Source organism: Stenotrophomonas sp. LC732 (genome assembly GCF_052446685.1).
Taxonomy (GTDB): Bacteria; Pseudomonadota; Gammaproteobacteria; order Xanthomonadales; family Xanthomonadaceae; genus Stenotrophomonas; species Stenotrophomonas muris.
This window is the reverse complement of record NZ_CP199214.1, coordinates 3,695,734-3,711,223: the sequence shown is the minus strand read 5'-3', so window position 1 is coordinate 3,711,223 and position 15,490 is coordinate 3,695,734. Positions and strand designations below refer to the sequence as shown.

Here is a 15,490-nt window from a genome sequence, read left to right as displayed (position 1 = left end):
CCCGTTCACCGACATCCGCCATGAGCCATACCGCCACCGCGCCCGCCAACGCCGAGAAGCGCTACACCGTGCACCGCAGCGATCTGCCGTTGAGCTGCCCGACCCCGGAAATGGCGCTGTGGAACTCGCATCCGCGCGTGTACCTGCCGATCGAAGACGAGCCCAACGGTGAAGCGCAGTGCCCGTACTGCGGTTCCGTGTTCGTGCTGGCCGACTAAACGGCGGCCCCTTCGATGCGCCGATTGACCGTGGTGCAGTTGCTGCCGGCGCTGCACTCCGGCGGTGTCGAGCGCTCGACCCTGGAAATCGCTGCTGCCCTGGTCGCGGCCGGCCATCGTGCACTGGTGGTGTCCGCCGGTGGCCGCCTGGTGCAGCCGCTGCTGGACAGCGGTGCCGAGCACCTCACCCTGGACATCGGCCGCAAGTCGCTGCTGACCCTGCGCCATCTGCCGACCCTGCGCCGCCTGTTTGCCGAGGTCGGTGCGGACATCGTGCACGCCCGTTCGCGGCTGCCGGCCTGGCTGGGCCTGTACGCGATCCGCGCCATGCCCGCCGCACAGCGCCCGCACTGGGTGACCACCGTGCACGGGTTGAATTCGCCCAGCCGCTACAGTGCGGTGATGACCAGTGGCGAACGCGTGATCTGCGTGTCCAATACCGTGCGCGCCTTCGTGCAACGCCACTACCCGACGGTGCCGGAAGAAAAACTGCAGGTCATTCCCCGCGGTGTCGATGTCGGCCAGTTCCCACGCGTAGCACGTGCCGACCGTCGCCCGCGGCTGGCCCTGGCCGCCGATTATCCCTGGCTGGCGCAGGTTGATGGCCCGCTGCTGCTGTTGCCCGGGCGCGGTACCCGGCTGAAGGGCCACGCCCACGCGCTGCAGCTGCTGGCCGACGTGCGTGCCGCCGGCGTGCCTGCGCAGCTGTGGATGCTGGGTACCGAGGAACCCGGGCGTGAGGCCTACGTGGCCGATCTGCGCCGCCAGGCTGCGGCACTGGGCGTGGCCGAGGCCGTACAGATCAGCACGCCTACCGCACGCATCGCCCTGGCCTACGCCGCCAGCGATCTGGTGCTGCAGCTGTCGGACAAGCCGGAAGCCTTTGGCCGCACCGTGGTCGAGGCGCTGTCGGTCGGCCGCCCGGTGCTGGGCTGGGACCACGGTGGCGTCGGCGAACTGCTGCAGCAGTTGCAGCCCGGCGGCGCGGTGCCGCTCGGCGACGCGCGCGCGCTGGGTGAACGTGCGCTGGCCCTGCTGGCGCAGCCGCCATCCTTGCCGACCCGCATCCCGTTTACCCTGCAGGCCATGCAGCGCGATACCCTCCGCCTCTATGCCGATCTCGCCGGCTGACCCCGCTGCCATCGTGCGCGACGACCGCGCTGGGCGCTGGGCACCCTGGTGGGTGCTGGCGTACGTGGCGATGTGGCCGTTGCCAGGCATCGCTGAAACCGTGCTCGGCCTTGGCGCGCTCTATGCTGCCGTGCGCATGGTCATGCGCCGGCTGCAGCGCCGCCCGCACCTGTTGAGCACGGCGGCGTGGGCCCTGACCTCGATCCTGTTCCTCGGCTACTGGCTGCCACAGGCGTTCTCGGCCATCGATGCGATCGATCCGGCGGCCTCGTGGACCAAGGCTGCCGCCGGACTGCGCTACCTGCCCTTCATGTGGCTGGTGGCGATCGCGGTGGCCACACCGGAACGGCGGCGGCTGACCTTCGGCGGCCTGGCGCTGATCACCGGCGCGTGGACGCTGGACGCGTTGGTACAGGCGCTGGCCGGCACCAGCCCATGGTTCTGGTCGCTGGAGCACCTGAAGCTGGCCGTAAGTGGCCACGCGCTGTGCCCGGCCGACGAAGCCGCACTGGCCGACCGCCTCAGTGGCGCGCTCGGGCCCTGCAACCTGAAATTCGGCCAGGTGCTGGCCAGCCTGTCACCCTTCCTGCTGCTGCCGATGGCGCGGCGTTTCGGCAGTGCGGGGTGGTTGCTGGCCGCCGCCGCAGTGGGATGCGTGCTGCTGCTGGCCGGTTCGCGCGCCTCGTGGATCACCTTTGTGCTGGTGCTGGCCTACAGCGGCCTGCGCCAGTTCGGCTGGAAGCGGCTGCTGCTGCTGGCCCTTGTGGCAGCGCTGGGTACGGCCGCACTGACAGCGGGCGTGCCGCAGCTGCGCGAGCGTGTTGCGCGCACGGCACAGGCATGGAACGAAGACGGGCAGGGCGTTGACGAGGCGCTTTCGGGGCGCGCGCGCATCTGGACGGCGGCGGTGTGCATGATCGAGGAACATCCGGTCAACGGTGTCGGTGCGCGCGGCTTCCGTGATGCGTATCCGGCCTGCGTGTCAGACGAGGGCCCCGCCGTGTGGGGCAATCAACCGGCATTGCACGCCCACCAGATCGTGCTGGAAATCCTGGCCGAGACCGGCGTGCTGGGCCTGCTGCTGTGGCTGGCGGCGGTGGCGCAGGCCTGGCGGGCCTGGCGCTATGCACCGCCGGCGGCGCGTGACCGCGCCCGCCCGGCGATGCTGGCGCTGGCGGTTACCGTGTTCCCGCTCAATACGCACCTGGCGTTCTATTCTGCGTTCTGGGGCGGCCTGACCGTGCTGCTGGCGGCCCTGTTCGCCGGCAGTCTGCTGGCCCGCGAATCGGACGAATCTCCGCCGATGCAGTAGTTGCCAACCTTGGTGGGCTCCCCGGGACCGGCCTCGGTTCATCCGGCGCCAACCAAGGTTGGCGACTACCGCGAGGACGCCGGCCCTTCCACCGCATCCGGCTATTTGTAGAAATCACTCCGGCCGCCGGGCTGGCGCTTGAAGCGGCGGTGGATCCACAGGTACTGGTCGGGGGCTTCGCGCACCATCTCTTCGATGGCCTGGTTGACCCGCGTGGTATCGGCTTCCACGTCCTCGCTGGGGAAATTCTCCAGCGGTGCGCCGATCTTCAGCACGTACTTCCCGCCTTCGCGGCGGTGGAAGTACGGGATCACTGCACAACCGGTCATCCTTGCCAGCTGGTGGGTGGCGGTGATGGTCGAAGCGGTGTGGCCGAAGAACGGCACGAACACGGTGTCCTTGCCACGCATGTCCTGGTCCGGCGCGTACCAGAGGAAGCCGCCCTTCTTCAGGTGGCGCACGGTCGCGCGGATGTCCTCGTTGGCGAACATCGCCTTGGCATAGCGCAGGCGGCCGAACTTCACCGCCCACTCGTACACCGGGTTCTTGTGCTTGCGGTACATGCCGGACAGGTCGACGTAGTCGCACAGCAGGCGTCCGCACATTTCCAGGGTCATGAAGTGGCCGGAGACCAGCAGCACGCCGCGGCCTTCAGCCTCCATCTGCCGCAGGTGTTCCAGGCCTTCGATCCGTACCTGCGGGCGGATGCGGTCGATGCTGCCCCACCAGGCGCGGATGCACTCGAACACGCCCACGCCCAGCGCATCGAAACTGTCGCGCACCAGGCGCTGGCGCCAGGCTTCGTCCTTCTCGGGGAAGCACAGCTGCAGGTTGACTTCGGCGGCGCGGCGGCGGCTGCCGAGCAGGCGCCAGGTGATCCAGCCGACGCCCCGGCCCAGCGCGCGCTGCAGCATCCACGGCAGGCGAGCGATGGCGAAGGCGCCGAACATGGCGGCGAACATCGGCCAGTTGCGCGGATCGCGCAGCGATGGGCGGACGGCGGTGGAGGCATCTGACATGGGGCCATTCTACCAAGGCGGCCGCGTGTCTTTCCCCGGGGGCTCCCGTATCCTTGCCGCATGCGCAAAGACCCTGTCGAATGGATCCTGCGCGGCCTGTATTCGGTCGTGCTCTACATCCTGCTGCCGATCACCGTGTACCACCTGGTCTGGCGCGGTTTCCGGGTTCGTGAATACTTCCGGCGCTGGGATGAACGCTATGCCTCCTATCCGCAGCCGACCGGGCAGCCGCGGGTCTGGCTGCACGCGGTCTCGGTGGGCGAGGTCAATGCCGCCGCGCCGCTGGTCAATGCCCTGCGCCAGCAGCGCCCGGACATCCGCTGGGTGATCACCACCATCACCCCGACCGGCTCCGAGCGCGTACGCGCGCTGTGGGGCGACGCCCTGGACCATGTCTACCTGCCGTACGACGTGCCGGGCAGCGTCAACCGTTTCCTCGGCCATTTCCAGCCCAGCCTGGCGCTGATCCTGGAAACCGAGCTGTGGCCGAACATGCTGTTCGGCTGCCGTGACCGCGGCATTCCGGTGTACATCCTCAACGCCCGGTTGTCGGCGCGTTCGCTGCGCGGCTACCGGTTGCTGGCGGCACTGATCCGCCGCGCGCTGCGCACCGTCACCTGCGTGGCCGCGCAGTCGCAGGACGATGCCGAGCGCTTCGTGCAGCTGGGGGCGGATCCCGGCCAGGTGCAGGCGCTGGGCAACCTGAAATTCGACATCGCCACGCCGGATGTGCAGGGTTTCGTCGAACAGTTCCACGCGCGGGTACCGGCCGCTCGTCCGGTATGGATCGCCGCCAGTACCCATGATGGCGAGGAGCAGGCGGTGATCGACCTGCACCGGCGCCTGCGCCAGCGGCATCCGGAGCTGCTGCTGCTGTGGGCACCGCGACATCCCGAGCGTTTCCCGAAGGTGGAAGCGCTGGCGCGCGAACAGGGCTGGAGCGTGGCGACCCGCCGCGTGGACCAGTGGCCACACGCGGCCACCGACGTGTTCGTCATCGACACCCTTGGCGAGCTGATGCCGTTCTATGCCTGCGCCCAGGTCGCCTTCGTCGGCGGCAGCCTGCAGGCCATCGGTGGTCACAACCTGCTGGAGCCGGCCGCGATGGGAACGGCGGCGGTGACCGGCCCGCACCTGCACAACTTCGCGGAAATTTCCCGGCGCATGCGCGAGGCCGGGGCGCTGCTCATCGGCGAGGACGCGCAGGCGGTGGGCGATCTGCTGCAGCACCTGCTCGACGATGCCCAGGCCCGCGAAGACATGGCGCGGGCGGGATGCACGCTGGTCAGCAATGGCCGCGGCGCGCTGCAACGCACGCTTGCCCTGGTGGCGCCGCACCTGCCACCACCGCGCGAGTGATCGCGGCAGCGCGGAGTCAGCGGCGCTGACGAGCATTGTCGTGATCAACTTCATCAATTCTGCTTAGCGACGATTTTTCTGTCGTTGCTGGACCGACCCTGCCGCTGGCAGCGTGCCTGCCATCACATCGTTGCGCACATTCCACCGATTCTGATTCCGCAGGGCGACGCAGGCTGCCAGCCTGCTGTCGACCGCGCTTGGGCGGATATCAAGGGAACTTGCGATGGACGGCGACAGGGGCGGGGACGGCACGGGTGGGGCCGGACTGGGGACGGACCATCTGGCGGTGGTGGCGTTGACACTGTTGGTGGGCGGCAGCGTGATCGCACTGGTGGGCCAGCACACGGCGGCACAGGCAGGCCCCGCCATCGTGCTCAGCCTGTTGCTGGCTGCACTGGGGGCCGGCCTGGTGCTGTGCTGCCTGCAGGATCTGGTGCTGCGGTTGCCGGCGGGCGAGGGCCTGCACGGGCTGCTGGCTGCCAGCTGGGGGCCGCGGGTGGCGGGCGTGTTGGGCATGGCCCTGCTGCTGGAGCTGGTGGCGACCACGGCGGGCGTGGCGCAGTCCATGGCCCTCCATCTGCACGCGGTGCTGGCCGCCGAAGGCCTCCAGCCCTGCGACTGGCTGCCGGAACAGGTCACGGCGGCGGTGGGCCTGCTGATGCTGGGCGCGCTGGCATTGCTGCCGCCACGGCGTGTGGTGCTGGTGGCCTGCGCCCTGTTGACGGTGAAGATCGGTGCGGGGCTGTTGCTGCTGGCGCTGGCGGCACGTCATGTGCATTACGCGCACTGGATCCCCTGGCTGCCACCGGCGACCGCGCCGTATCGCTTCGGGCTGGGCGGGGTGCTGGCGGCTGCGGTGCCGCTGCTGGGGGTATTTGCCAGCGTCGGCTTGGCACTGGGCTTTCCTGCGTTGCGCCGCCAGGGCGCGATGTGGCAACCGGCAGTGCTGGCGCTGGTCTCGTTGCTGGCGATGCTGCTGCTGATCGTGCTGGCAGCACTGCAGGCAGGGCTGGTCGAGTTTTCCGCGCTTGCCAGTACCCGGCCACTGTCGGTGGCGCTGCAGATGCATCCGCAATTGGAGTGGATGCTGCCGTTGTTGCCGCTGGCGGGGGCTACGGGCCTGGCCGCCCTGCAGCTGGTGCTGCTGATGCTGGCCTTGCGGCTGGCAACATCGCTGTGGCCAGGGGCGGGTGATGCAGTGGGACGCTCCCGCGGTGTGATCGTGGCGGTGGTCGGACTGCCGGCGGTGATGCTGGTGCTGTGGCTGCCGTTGGGCACCCTGCCGGCGCTGCCGGGTCCGGCAACCCTGCTGGTGATGGCGGCGCTGTGCCTGGCGGTGCTGCGGCGGCGGAATGACATGAGGCAGGGCGCAACCGGTCGCGAACTGGTGCTGCCGATGCTGGCGCCCTTGGCGGCCGCGCTGTGCGTCCTTGCGGCGTTGGAACGCCTGCGGGCATGGCCGGGCTGAGGGTTCGCGGGGCCACGCAACGGGTAGCTGCGGGCGGCTGCACCGCCTGCAAAAAAGCCACCCTTGCGGGTGGCTTCTTTGTTGCCGGCAGGGCGACGGATCAGTGCGTGGTCGTTGCCGGATTGCCCGCGTCCTGGGTCAGCAGGCGGTTGACGTCCTGCAGCTCGGCCACGTCCAGCGCACCCAGCGACTGGCTCAGCAGCAGGCGGTTCTGCAGGAAGGTGTAGCGGGCCTGGGCGTAGTCCAGCTGCGCCGAGAACAGGATGCGCTGGTTCTGGATCACGTCCAGCACGGTACGGGTACCGACTTCCAGGCCGACCTGCGAGGCGTCGTACGCGCTCTGTGCCGAGACCACGGCCAGGCGACGGGCCTCCACTTCGCTGATGCCCTGTACCAGGGTCTGGTAGGCATTGCGGGTGTTGCGGTCCAGGGCGCGCTTCTGCTGCTCGTAGCCGTCCTGGGCGATGTCACGCTGGGCCAGCGCCTGGCGCACGCCGGACTGGGTGGCACCACCGGAGAAGATCGGCACGCTCAGGGTCAGGCCGATGCTGTTGGTGCGGGCGTCCGGCGACAGCGAACCGGAACCAGTGCTGTCACCCCAGGTCGCGCTCTTGCCCCAGCTGCCGCCCAGCGACAGGGTCGGGTAATGGCCGCCACGGGCGGCCTGCACGCCAGCCTCGGCGGCGCTGACCTTCAGTTCCTGCGCCTTCAGCGCCGGATTCTGGGTGGTGGCCTGCTGCACCAGCTCATCGATGTTGCCACGGTTGGCCGGCACTTCCGGGCGGAAGTCGGCCGGCAGCCCACGCAGGTTGGTCACCGGCTGGCCGGTCAGTTCGGTCAGGGCCTGGTAGTTATCGGCCAGGGTGTTCTGCGCAACGATGGTGTTGGCACGCGCCTGGTCGTACTGGGCGCGTGCTTCGTGCACGTCGGTGATCGGCGCCAGGCCCACTTCCAGGCGCTTGTCGGCGAAGTCGAACTGCTTCTTCGCGGCCGCTTCATTGGTCTGTGCGGCATTCAGCGATTCGATCGCCACCAGCACGTTGAAGTAGGCCGCCGAGGTGCGCACGATCAGGCTGTCGTTGGCCGAATCGAGGGTGAAGTCCGCCGCCTTGCTCAGCTCGCGCTGCGAACGCAGGTTGTTGATCTGGGTCCAGTTGAACAGCGTCTGGCTGCCGTCGATCGTGTAGGTGCGGCGCTTGTTGGTGAACGAGCCGGAGTTGGCGTCGGCGTTCGGCTCACTGCGCGTGCGGTTCAGCTGGGCCTGGCCGTTGATCTGCGGCAGCAGGGCGGCGCGCGCCTGCACGGCGCCTTCCTTGTCATACAGCCGGGTCGATTCGGCGGCGGACAGCTGCGGATCGCCATTGCGCGCCATTTCGTAGACCTGCAGCAGGTCGGCGGCATGGGCGGACAACGGCAGCAGGGCAGTGGCCAGCGCAACAGCGAGGGATCGGCGGATCATTGCGGCTTCCTTGGACTCAGAGGTGGAACTGGGGGGCCGGGGCGGCACCACGCAGGTAATCGATATCGGTCTCGAACAGGGACTCGCTGCTGCCGTCGGCCTTGACCAGCAGGGCCTCCATCGCCGGCGAGCGGCCGTGGATCACGAACAGGCGACCACCCGGACGCAGCCACGAGGCGAACTGTGACGGCACCACGTCGACCGCACCAGTGACACAGATCACGTCAAAGCGGCGTTCGGTCTGCCAGGACAGGGCGTCGGCCACTTCCACGCGGACGTTGGTGCCCAGGCCGGACGCGTCCAGGCGGGCGCGCGCGGCGGCGGCCAACTCCGGGTCGATTTCCAGGCTCAGCACGTCGCGCGCCAGCGCGCCGATGCAGGCCGACAGGAAGCCGCTGCCGGTGCCGATTTCCAGCACTTCGTCACCCGGCTGCAGGTCCAGCGCCTGCAGGGTACGGCCCTCGATGACCGGCTTCATCATCTTCTGGCCATGGCCGATCGGCAGTTCGACGTCGGCGTAGGCCAGTGCCCGGTGTGCATCGGCGACAAAAGCCTCGCGCGGTAGGCGGGCCAGGACGTCGAGCACCTTGATGTCCAGCACGTCCCAGGGACGGATCTGCTGTTCCACCATCAGTTCGCGGGCGTGGGCGTAATCAATCGTCATGAGGTTCAAATCCAGCGCAGTGGGCCGGCCATTTTACCGGTGCCGGAGGCCGGCGGCGCGCCCAGAGCATCAGCTGCCGGGTGGCCGGGGTCGCAGTGCCGGAAGTCATCGCGACCTCCGGTTCGTTCAGTTTTGGTTATTCAGCCGTCCCGGCCCCTCGCGGCGCATAGGCGCGCAGGAAGAAGTCGATGCTGGCAGTCACGTGGGCAAGAGGGTCGCATTCCACCGGTGACAGTGGCATGCCGCACATCATATGCATGTGCACTTCACCCTTGACCAGGGTCAGGAACTGCTCGCCAGCCAGCGAACAGTCGGTGATTTCCAGCTCGCCGCGCTCGGCGCGTGCCCGCAGGAAGTCAGCCAGGGCCTCGCAGGTACGTTCCGGTCCTGCCTTCCAGAACAGCTCGCGCAGGCGTTCGTCGGTCTCCGGCGCCATCATCATGCGCTGGATCGAGATCGCCGCATCGGACGTGATCAGTTCGAAGAAGGCCAGACCGATCCCGATCAGCTGGTCGCGCAGCGGGCCGTCCGCGTCGGCCACGAACAGGGCATCGGGCAGCATTTCAATGCACTTCGACTGCACGGCCTCGGAGAACAGGGTCTCCTTGTCGCCGAAGTGGCTGTACACAGTCAGTTTCGAGACGCCGGCCTGAGCGGCGATGGTGTCCATGCTCACGCCGGTATAGCCCTGTTCGATGAACAGTGTCTTGGCTGCTTCAAGGATCGCCGCGCGCTTGCCGAGGTCCTTGGGGCGCCCGGGTCCGGCGGCCTTGGCAGCGGGCTTGGCCGACGGCTTGCGGGAAGTGTGAGAACTCATCACGACAATACTAGACCAAGCGGTTCGATATTTATACTATACCGGCCGGTTTATTAAATTGGGCCGGCAGTCGCGGCTCCCCCCTTAGTTGCAACCCTGCGTTTTCAGGACGTTGACCGATGAAGATCGTGCGCTGGATGGGCGGTATGGTGTGGATGGCTGCGCTGGCAGCCTGTTCGGGACAGGAACAGGCGCCCCAGGCGGCCGTTCCGGTGCTGGTGGTTCACCCTGGCGAGCAGGCCGGGCAGGCGCCGGCGGCGTTCCCGGGCACGGTGCGTGCGCGGCAGGAAAGTCCACTCTCGTTCCGCGTTGGCGGCAATCTGGTCAAGCGCCACGTCGATGCCGGGCAACGGGTGAAGAAGGGCGACGTGCTGGCCGAGCTGGACGTGGCCGACTTCGCGCTGCAGGCCCGCGCCTCGCAGGCGCAGCTTGCTGCGGCCGAAGCCGATCTGGTGCGTGCCCGTGATGACCTCAAGCGCTACCAGGTGCTGGCCGACCAGCAGCTGGTCAGCCGCTCGCAGCTGGACCAGCAGTCCGCCGCCTTCAAGGCCGCGCAGGGCCAGGCCAACGCCGCCCGCGCCAACCTCGATGTGCTGCGCAACCAGGCCGACTACGCACAGCTGCGCGCGCCGTCCGATGGCGTGATCGCCAGCCGCGAGGCCGAAGCCGGGCAGGTGGTGTCGGCCGGCCAGACCATCTTCAACCTGGCCGCCGATGGCGGGCGCGAAGTGCTGATCGACCTGCCCGAGGCCACCATCCGCGACTATGCGGTGGGCCAGCCGGTCGAGGTGGAGCTGTGGAACCGTCCTGGCCAGCGCCTGCCAGGCACGATCCGCGAGATCGCCGCTGCCGCCGATCCACAGGCACGCACCTATGCAACCCGGGTCAGCCTGCCCGCCGATGCGCTGGCCGATGTCGAACTGGGCCAGAGCGCGCGCGTCTACAGCAGCGCCGGCCGCCACGGCACCCTGCAGCTGCCGCTCGGTGCGCTGCAGCGCGGTGCCAACGGTGCCGCCAGCGTGTGGGTGGTCGATCCGGCCAACAGCACGCTGAAGGCCGCGTCGGTCACCACCGGTGCCTATGGCAGCGAATCGGTGCCGGTGCTGTCCGGCGTGAATGCGGGTGACTGGGTGGTCGCTGCCGGCGGACACCTGTTGCGTGCCGGCCAGCCGGTGATCGCCGTGGACCGCCAGAACCGCCCGGTGCTGAAGCCGGCCACGCCGGCCGCTGCCGCCAAGGCCAAGGAGTAAGCCGGTGCGCCGCTTCAATCTTTCCGAGTGGGCGTTGTCCAACCGCCCGCTGGTGCTGTTCGCGATGCTTGCCTTCGCGCTGATCGGCGCATGGTCGTACAAGCATCTGGGCCAGTCCGAGGATCCGCCATTCACCTTCAAGGCGATGGTGGTGCGCACGCTTTGGCCGGGCGCCACCGCCGAACAGGTCTCGCGGCAGGTGACCGAGCCGATCGAGAAGGCGCTGATGAACACCGGCGAGTACGAGTTCATCCGCTCCTATTCGCGCCCCGGCGAATCGCAGGTCATCTTCATGGCGCGCGACAGCCTGCGTTCCAAGCAGATCCCGGACCTGTGGTACCAGGTTCGCAAGCGCGTGGGCGACATCCGTGCGACGCTGCCGCGCGAGATTGTCGGCCCGTTCTTCAACGATGAGTTCGGCGACACCTACGGGAACATCTATGCGTTGACCGGCAAGGGCTTCGACTACGCGGTGATGCGCGACTACGCCGACCGCATCCAGCTGGAACTGCAGCGCGTACCCGATGTCGGCAAGATCGACCTGGTCGGCCTGCAGGACGAGAAGGTGTGGATCGAACTGTCCAACACCCGGCTGGCAACGCTGGGTGTGTCGATGCAGCAGGTGCAGCAGGCGCTGGCCGACCAGAATGCGATCACCGGCACCAGCTTCTTCGAGACCGCCACCGATCGCGTGCAGCTGCGCGTGACGGGCCAGTTCAACGACATCGACGCCATCCGCCAGTTCCCGATCCGTGCTGGCGACCGCACCGTGCACCTGGGCGACATCGCCGAGGTCAAGCGTGGCTTCGCCGATCCGGCGTCGCCGAAGATGCGCTTCATGGGCGAAGAGGCGATCGGCCTGGCGGTGGCGATGAAGGATGGCGGTGACATCCTCAAGCTGGGCGCCAACCTCGACGCCGAGTTCGAGCGGCTGCAGAAGACCCTGCCGGCCGGCATGCAGCTGCGCAAGGTGTCCGACCAGCCGCAGTCGGTGGAGGAGTCGGTTGGCGAGTTCGTGCAGGTGCTGACCGAAGCGGTGGTGATCGTGCTGCTGGTCAGTTTCTTCTCGCTGGGCCTGCGCACCGGCCTGGTGGTGGGCGTGACCATTCCGCTGGTGCTGGCGATGACCTTCTTCGTCATGCATTACTTCGACATCGGCCTGCACAAGATTTCGCTGGGCGCACTGGTGCTGGCGCTGGGCCTGCTGGTGGACGATGCGATCATCGCGGTGGAGATGATGGCCACCAAGATGGAGCAGGGCTTCGATCGCCTGCGCGCGGCCAGCTTCGCCTGGGAATCGACCGCGTTCCCGATGCTGACCGGCACATTGATCACGGCAGCCGGCTTCCTGCCGATCGCCACGGCGGCATCGAGCACCGGTGAATACACCCGTTCGCTGTTCCAGGTGGTGACCATTGCACTGGTGGTGTCGTGGATCGCAGCGGTGCTGTTCATCCCGTACCTGGGCGACAAGATGCTGCCGGACCTGTTCAATCCGCAGCCGCCGAAGCCCGGCAGCCTGTCCGCGCGTTGGCTGGCCAAGCGCCAGCAGTGGGCCGACCGCTATCCGCCGCTGGCCAACCTGATCGCACCGCCGCAGCATGGGCACGACCACGATCCCTACCAGCGCCCGTTCTACCGCAGCTTCCGGCGCTTCCTCGACGCCTGCCTGCGCCGCCGCTGGTGGGTGATCGCCGCGACCGTCGCCCTGTTCGTGTTCTCACTGATGATGTTCCGCTTCGTGCCGCAGCAGTTCTTCCCGGACTCGACCCGGCCGGAACTGATGGTGGACATCGAGCTGGCCGAGGGGGCGTCGCTGCGCTCGACCCAGGCCCAGGCCGAGAAGCTGGAGAAGCTGCTGTCCAGCCGCGAGGGCATCGCCAACTATGTGTCCTATGTGGGTACCGGTTCGCCGCGCTTCTACCTGCCGCTGGACCAGCAGCTGCCGGCGACCAACTTCGCCCAGTTCGTGGTGCTGGCCAAGGACATCAAATCGCGCGAAAGCACCCGTGACTGGCTGCTGCACGAGGTGATTCCGAAGTTCCCGGACGTGCAGATGCGCGTGACCCGCCTGGAGAACGGCCCGCCGGTCGGTTATCCGGTGCAGATGCGCATCTCCGGCGAGCACATCGAGAAGGTGCAGGCGATCGCGCGCCAGGTCGAGGCCAAGGTGCGTGAGAACCCGCACGTGATGAACGTCAACCTGGACTGGAGCGAGCCGAGCAAGGTGGTGCGGCTGGTGATCGACCAGGAGCGTGCCCGCGCGCTGGGCGTGAGCAGCGCCCAGGTCAGCCAGTTCCTGGCCAGTTCGCTGGCCGGCCAGTCGGTGAGCGTGTATCGCGAAGGCAACCGCCAGATCGAGATGCTGCTGCGCGGGCCGACCGATGAGCGCAACCAGCTGGAGCTGCTGTCCAGCCTGTCGATGCCGACCGCCAACGGCGGCAGCATCACGCTGTCGCAGGTGGCGACGATGGAGTACGGCTTCGAGGACGGCATCATCTGGCACCGCAACCGGTTGCCGACCGTGACCGTGCGCGCCGACATCAGCGATGGCATGCAGGCGCTGGACGTGGTGCACCAGATCGTGCCCACGCTGGATGGCATCCGTGCCGAGCTGCCCAGCGGCTACCTGCTGGAAACCGGTGGCACCGTGGAGGACTCGGCGCGCGGGCAGAACTCGATCAAGGCCGGCATGCCGCTGTTCCTGGTGGTGGTGGCGACGCTGCTGATGCTGCAGCTGCGCAGCTTCTCGCGTGCGGCGATGGTGCTGGTGACCGCGCCGCTGGGCATCATCGGTGCGACCCTGTTCCTGCTGCTGTTCCGTGCGCCGTTCGGCTTCGTCGCGCTGCTGGGCACGATCGCGCTGGCGGGCATGATCATGCGCAACTCGGTGATCCTGATCGACCAGATCCAGCAGGACATCGATGCCGGGCATGATCGCTGGCATTCGATCATCGATGCCACGGTGCGCCGCTTCCGCCCGATCGTGCTGACCGCGCTGGCGGCCGTGCTGGCGATGATTCCGCTGTCGCGCAGCGCGTTCTATGGCTCGATGGCGATCTCGATCATGGGTGGTCTGATCGTGGGTACGGTGCTGACGCTGGTGTTCCTGCCGGCGTTGTACGCGGCGTGGTTCCGGGTGAAGCCGGACGAATCCGGGGCGTAATGCCCCGGGTTCTGCGGCTGCACCCATCCACGCATGGCGTGGATGGATCTGCTCGCGGAATCTGCCTTCTGTAGAGCCGAGCCATGCTCGGCTGCTCTTCGCTCTTCGCTCTTCGCTCTTCGCGCGATGATGGGATGAGTCGAGCATGGCTCGACTCTACAGAAACATCCCCGCATGGCGTGGATCTACCGCAACTGGTCCTTGTCCTGGTAGGTGCCAACCTTGGTTGGCACTGCAGCATGCATCCACACATGGCGTGGACTGATCTGCTCGCGGGATCTGCCTTCTGTAGAGCCGAGCCATGCTCGGCTGCTCTTCGCTCTTCGCTCTTCGCTCTTCGCTCTTCGCTCTTCGCGCGATGATGGGATGAGTCGAGCATGGCTCGACTCTACAGAAGCACCCGCGCATGACGTGCATCTACAGCAGCGGATCGTTGCCCTGGTAGGTGCCAACCTTGGTTGGCGCTGCAGCATGCATCCACGCATGGCGTGGACTGATCTGCTCGCGGGATCTGCTTTCTGTAGAGCCGAGCCATGCTCGGCTGCTCTTCGCTCTTCGCTCTTCGCGCGATGATGGGATGAGTCGAGCATGGCTCGACTCTACAGAAGCACCCACGCATGACGTGGATCTACTGCAGCTGCAGGCCGATCCGCAGCACTGGCAGCAGCCACTCGACGAACACCTGCACGCGCAGTGCACGGTGTTGCCGATGCGGTTGCAGCAGGGTCACCGGCAGCGGCTGCGCCGCGTACTGCGGCATCACCTCCACCAATGCGCCTGACTGCAGCTCGGCCTGCACGTCGTAGCGCGGAATCTGCAACAGCCCCAATCCCGCCACGCAGCACGCGATCGAGGCCTCGGCGCTGTTCACGCGTACCCAGCCGGGCATCGGCAGCGTGCGCAGCTGGCCGCCATCCTGCCATTCCCACGGTTCCACCCGTGCCGTGGTCGGCGATGCGTAGTTCACCGCGCGGTGCTGCTGCAGGTCGGCAGGGTGCTGCGGCATGCCGTGCTCGCGCAGGTAGGCCGGCGCGGCCACGTTGACGAAGTCGAGTTGGCCCAGCGTGCGCGCCACCAGGCTGGAATCGCCCAGCTGGCCGACCCGCAGCACGGCATCGCAGCCGTCTTCGATCAGGTTCACCGCGCGGTCGGTCATGCCCAGGTCCAGTTCCACCTGCGGGTAGCGCGCGAAGAAATCCGGCAACGCCGGGGCGATGATGCGACGGCCGATGCGGCTGGGTACGTCGATCTTCAGCAAACCGGCCGGTTGCGCGTCGTCCTGCCGGAACAGCGACTCGGCGTCTTCAACCTCCGCGATCAGGCGCAGGCAGCGGGCATGGAACACGTCGCCGTCATGGGTGGTGGATACCCGTCGGGTCGAGCGCTGCAGCAGGCGGGTGCCAAGCCGCTGTTCCAGCTCGGCAATCGCCGCCGAGACGGTCGAGCGGGGCAGGCCGAGCTGGTCGGCAGCATGGGTGAAGCTGGCGCATTCCACGACCCGGGTGAAGATGCGGAAGCGATCGATCCGGTCCATTGTTCGCTGGTCCTGGAAAGTTAAGTCAATGTGGCGGGCTTTATCCGCATTTTCTGCACGATATCGTCGTCAGGGCAGGGTTGCCACCCCGGG

12 protein-coding genes are annotated in these 15,490 nt (G+C 67.7%); 7 read left to right on the top strand and 5 right to left on the bottom strand.

The features are described 5' to 3' along the window. Positions 1-20: 20 nt before the first annotated feature. The 3 genes from ACT6SE_RS17590 to ACT6SE_RS17580 are packed head-to-tail and all read left to right on the top strand — an operon-like array spanning position 21 to position 2,661. A complete protein-coding gene (locus ACT6SE_RS17590) occupies positions 21-218 on the top strand; it encodes a zinc-finger domain-containing protein (protein ID WP_005410967.1) in 198 nt (65 codons plus the stop codon). Between the two features lie 15 nt (positions 219-233). Beyond that, positions 234-1,349 carry a glycosyltransferase gene (locus ACT6SE_RS17585; RefSeq protein WP_014648352.1) on the top strand — a complete coding sequence of 372 codons (1,116 nt, stop codon included), beginning with the start codon at positions 234-236 and terminating at the stop codon, positions 1,347-1,349. Further along, positions 1,330-2,661, top strand: a complete 1,332-nt coding sequence (locus tag ACT6SE_RS17580; protein WP_046432437.1) for an O-antigen ligase family protein — start codon at positions 1,330-1,332, stop codon at positions 2,659-2,661. The genes ACT6SE_RS17585 and ACT6SE_RS17580 overlap by 20 nt, the downstream gene beginning before the upstream one ends. Positions 2,662-2,762: 101 nt before the next feature. Here ACT6SE_RS17580 and ACT6SE_RS17575 read toward each other — a convergent pair whose 3' ends face one another. After that, entirely contained in the window at positions 2,763-3,680 is a 918-nt protein-coding gene (locus tag ACT6SE_RS17575) for an LpxL/LpxP family Kdo(2)-lipid IV(A) lauroyl/palmitoleoyl acyltransferase (protein WP_014648350.1), read from the bottom strand. Positions 3,681-3,740: 60 nt separating this feature from the next. On the opposite strand from ACT6SE_RS17575, the gene waaA reads away from it, so the two are divergent. Together waaA and ACT6SE_RS17565 are read left to right on the top strand one after the other, a co-directional pair. After that, positions 3,741-5,039 carry a lipid IV(A) 3-deoxy-D-manno-octulosonic acid transferase gene (gene waaA / locus ACT6SE_RS17570; RefSeq protein ID WP_014648349.1) on the top strand — a complete coding sequence of 433 codons (1,299 nt, stop codon included), beginning with the start codon at positions 3,741-3,743 and terminating at the stop codon, positions 5,037-5,039. Positions 5,040-5,262: 223 nt separating this feature from the next. Continuing rightward, positions 5,263-6,507: a hypothetical protein gene (locus ACT6SE_RS17565; RefSeq protein ID WP_046432435.1), complete on the top strand. Its 1,245-nt coding sequence runs from the start codon at positions 5,263-5,265 to the stop codon at positions 6,505-6,507. A gap of 100 nt (positions 6,508-6,607) precedes the next feature. On the opposite strand, the gene ACT6SE_RS17560 is transcribed toward ACT6SE_RS17565, so the two are convergent. From ACT6SE_RS17560 to ACT6SE_RS17550, 3 genes are all read right to left on the bottom strand, one after another. Beyond that, the gene (locus ACT6SE_RS17560) at positions 6,608-7,966 is read right to left on the bottom strand and encodes a TolC family outer membrane protein (RefSeq protein ID WP_014648347.1); all 1,359 of its coding nucleotides are present in this window, start codon (positions 7,964-7,966) and stop codon (positions 6,608-6,610) included. A 16-nt stretch (positions 7,967-7,982) separates the two neighbouring features. After that, positions 7,983-8,630 carry a protein-L-isoaspartate O-methyltransferase family protein gene (locus ACT6SE_RS17555; RefSeq protein ID WP_014648346.1) on the bottom strand — a complete coding sequence of 216 codons (648 nt, stop codon included), beginning with the start codon at positions 8,628-8,630 and terminating at the stop codon, positions 7,983-7,985. Between the two features lie 136 nt (positions 8,631-8,766). Continuing rightward, positions 8,767-9,447 (bottom strand): TetR/AcrR family transcriptional regulator, encoded by a 681-nt coding sequence (locus ACT6SE_RS17550; protein ID WP_032958174.1) that lies wholly within the window; start codon positions 9,445-9,447, stop codon positions 8,767-8,769. Between the two features lie 119 nt (positions 9,448-9,566). Here ACT6SE_RS17550 and ACT6SE_RS17545 point away from each other — a divergent pair, with 119 nt between their 5' ends. Together ACT6SE_RS17545 and ACT6SE_RS17540 are read left to right on the top strand one after the other, a co-directional pair. Then, entirely contained in the window at positions 9,567-10,697 is a 1,131-nt protein-coding gene (locus tag ACT6SE_RS17545) for an efflux RND transporter periplasmic adaptor subunit (protein ID WP_032958176.1), read from the top strand. A 4-nt stretch (positions 10,698-10,701) separates the two neighbouring features. Further along, a complete protein-coding gene (locus tag ACT6SE_RS17540) occupies positions 10,702-13,863 on the top strand; it encodes an efflux RND transporter permease subunit (RefSeq protein WP_046432433.1) in 3,162 nt (1,053 codons plus the stop codon). A 628-nt stretch (positions 13,864-14,491) separates the two neighbouring features. Here the strand turns inward: ACT6SE_RS17540 and ACT6SE_RS17535 are convergent. Beyond that, positions 14,492-15,397 (bottom strand): LysR family transcriptional regulator, encoded by a 906-nt coding sequence (locus ACT6SE_RS17535; protein WP_046432431.1) that lies wholly within the window; start codon positions 15,395-15,397, stop codon positions 14,492-14,494. Positions 15,398-15,490 lie beyond the last annotated feature (93 nt).

Bases quoted from the DNA above. Each gene is read 5' to 3' on its own strand.
- ACT6SE_RS17590 (WP_005410967.1), top strand. From the start codon at position 21: ATGAGCCATACCGCCACCGCGCCCGCCAACGCCGAGAAGCGCTACACC.
- ACT6SE_RS17585 (WP_014648352.1), top strand. From the start codon at position 234: ATGCGCCGATTGACCGTGGTGCAGTTGCTGCCGGCGCTGCACTCCGGC.
- ACT6SE_RS17580 (WP_046432437.1), top strand. From the start codon at position 1,330: ATGCCGATCTCGCCGGCTGACCCCGCTGCCATCGTGCGCGACGACCGC.
- ACT6SE_RS17575 (WP_014648350.1), bottom strand. From the start codon at position 3,680: ATGTCAGATGCCTCCACCGCCGTCCGCCCATCGCTGCGCGATCCGCGC.
- waaA (WP_014648349.1), top strand. From the start codon at position 3,741: ATGCGCAAAGACCCTGTCGAATGGATCCTGCGCGGCCTGTATTCGGTC.
- ACT6SE_RS17565 (WP_046432435.1), top strand. From the start codon at position 5,263: ATGGACGGCGACAGGGGCGGGGACGGCACGGGTGGGGCCGGACTGGGG.
- ACT6SE_RS17560 (WP_014648347.1), bottom strand. From the start codon at position 7,966: ATGATCCGCCGATCCCTCGCTGTTGCGCTGGCCACTGCCCTGCTGCCG.
- ACT6SE_RS17555 (WP_014648346.1), bottom strand. From the start codon at position 8,630: ATGACGATTGATTACGCCCACGCCCGCGAACTGATGGTGGAACAGCAG.
- ACT6SE_RS17550 (WP_032958174.1), bottom strand. From the start codon at position 9,447: ATGAGTTCTCACACTTCCCGCAAGCCGTCGGCCAAGCCCGCTGCCAAG.
- ACT6SE_RS17545 (WP_032958176.1), top strand. From the start codon at position 9,567: ATGAAGATCGTGCGCTGGATGGGCGGTATGGTGTGGATGGCTGCGCTG.
- ACT6SE_RS17535 (WP_046432431.1), bottom strand. From the start codon at position 15,397: ATGGACCGGATCGATCGCTTCCGCATCTTCACCCGGGTCGTGGAATGC.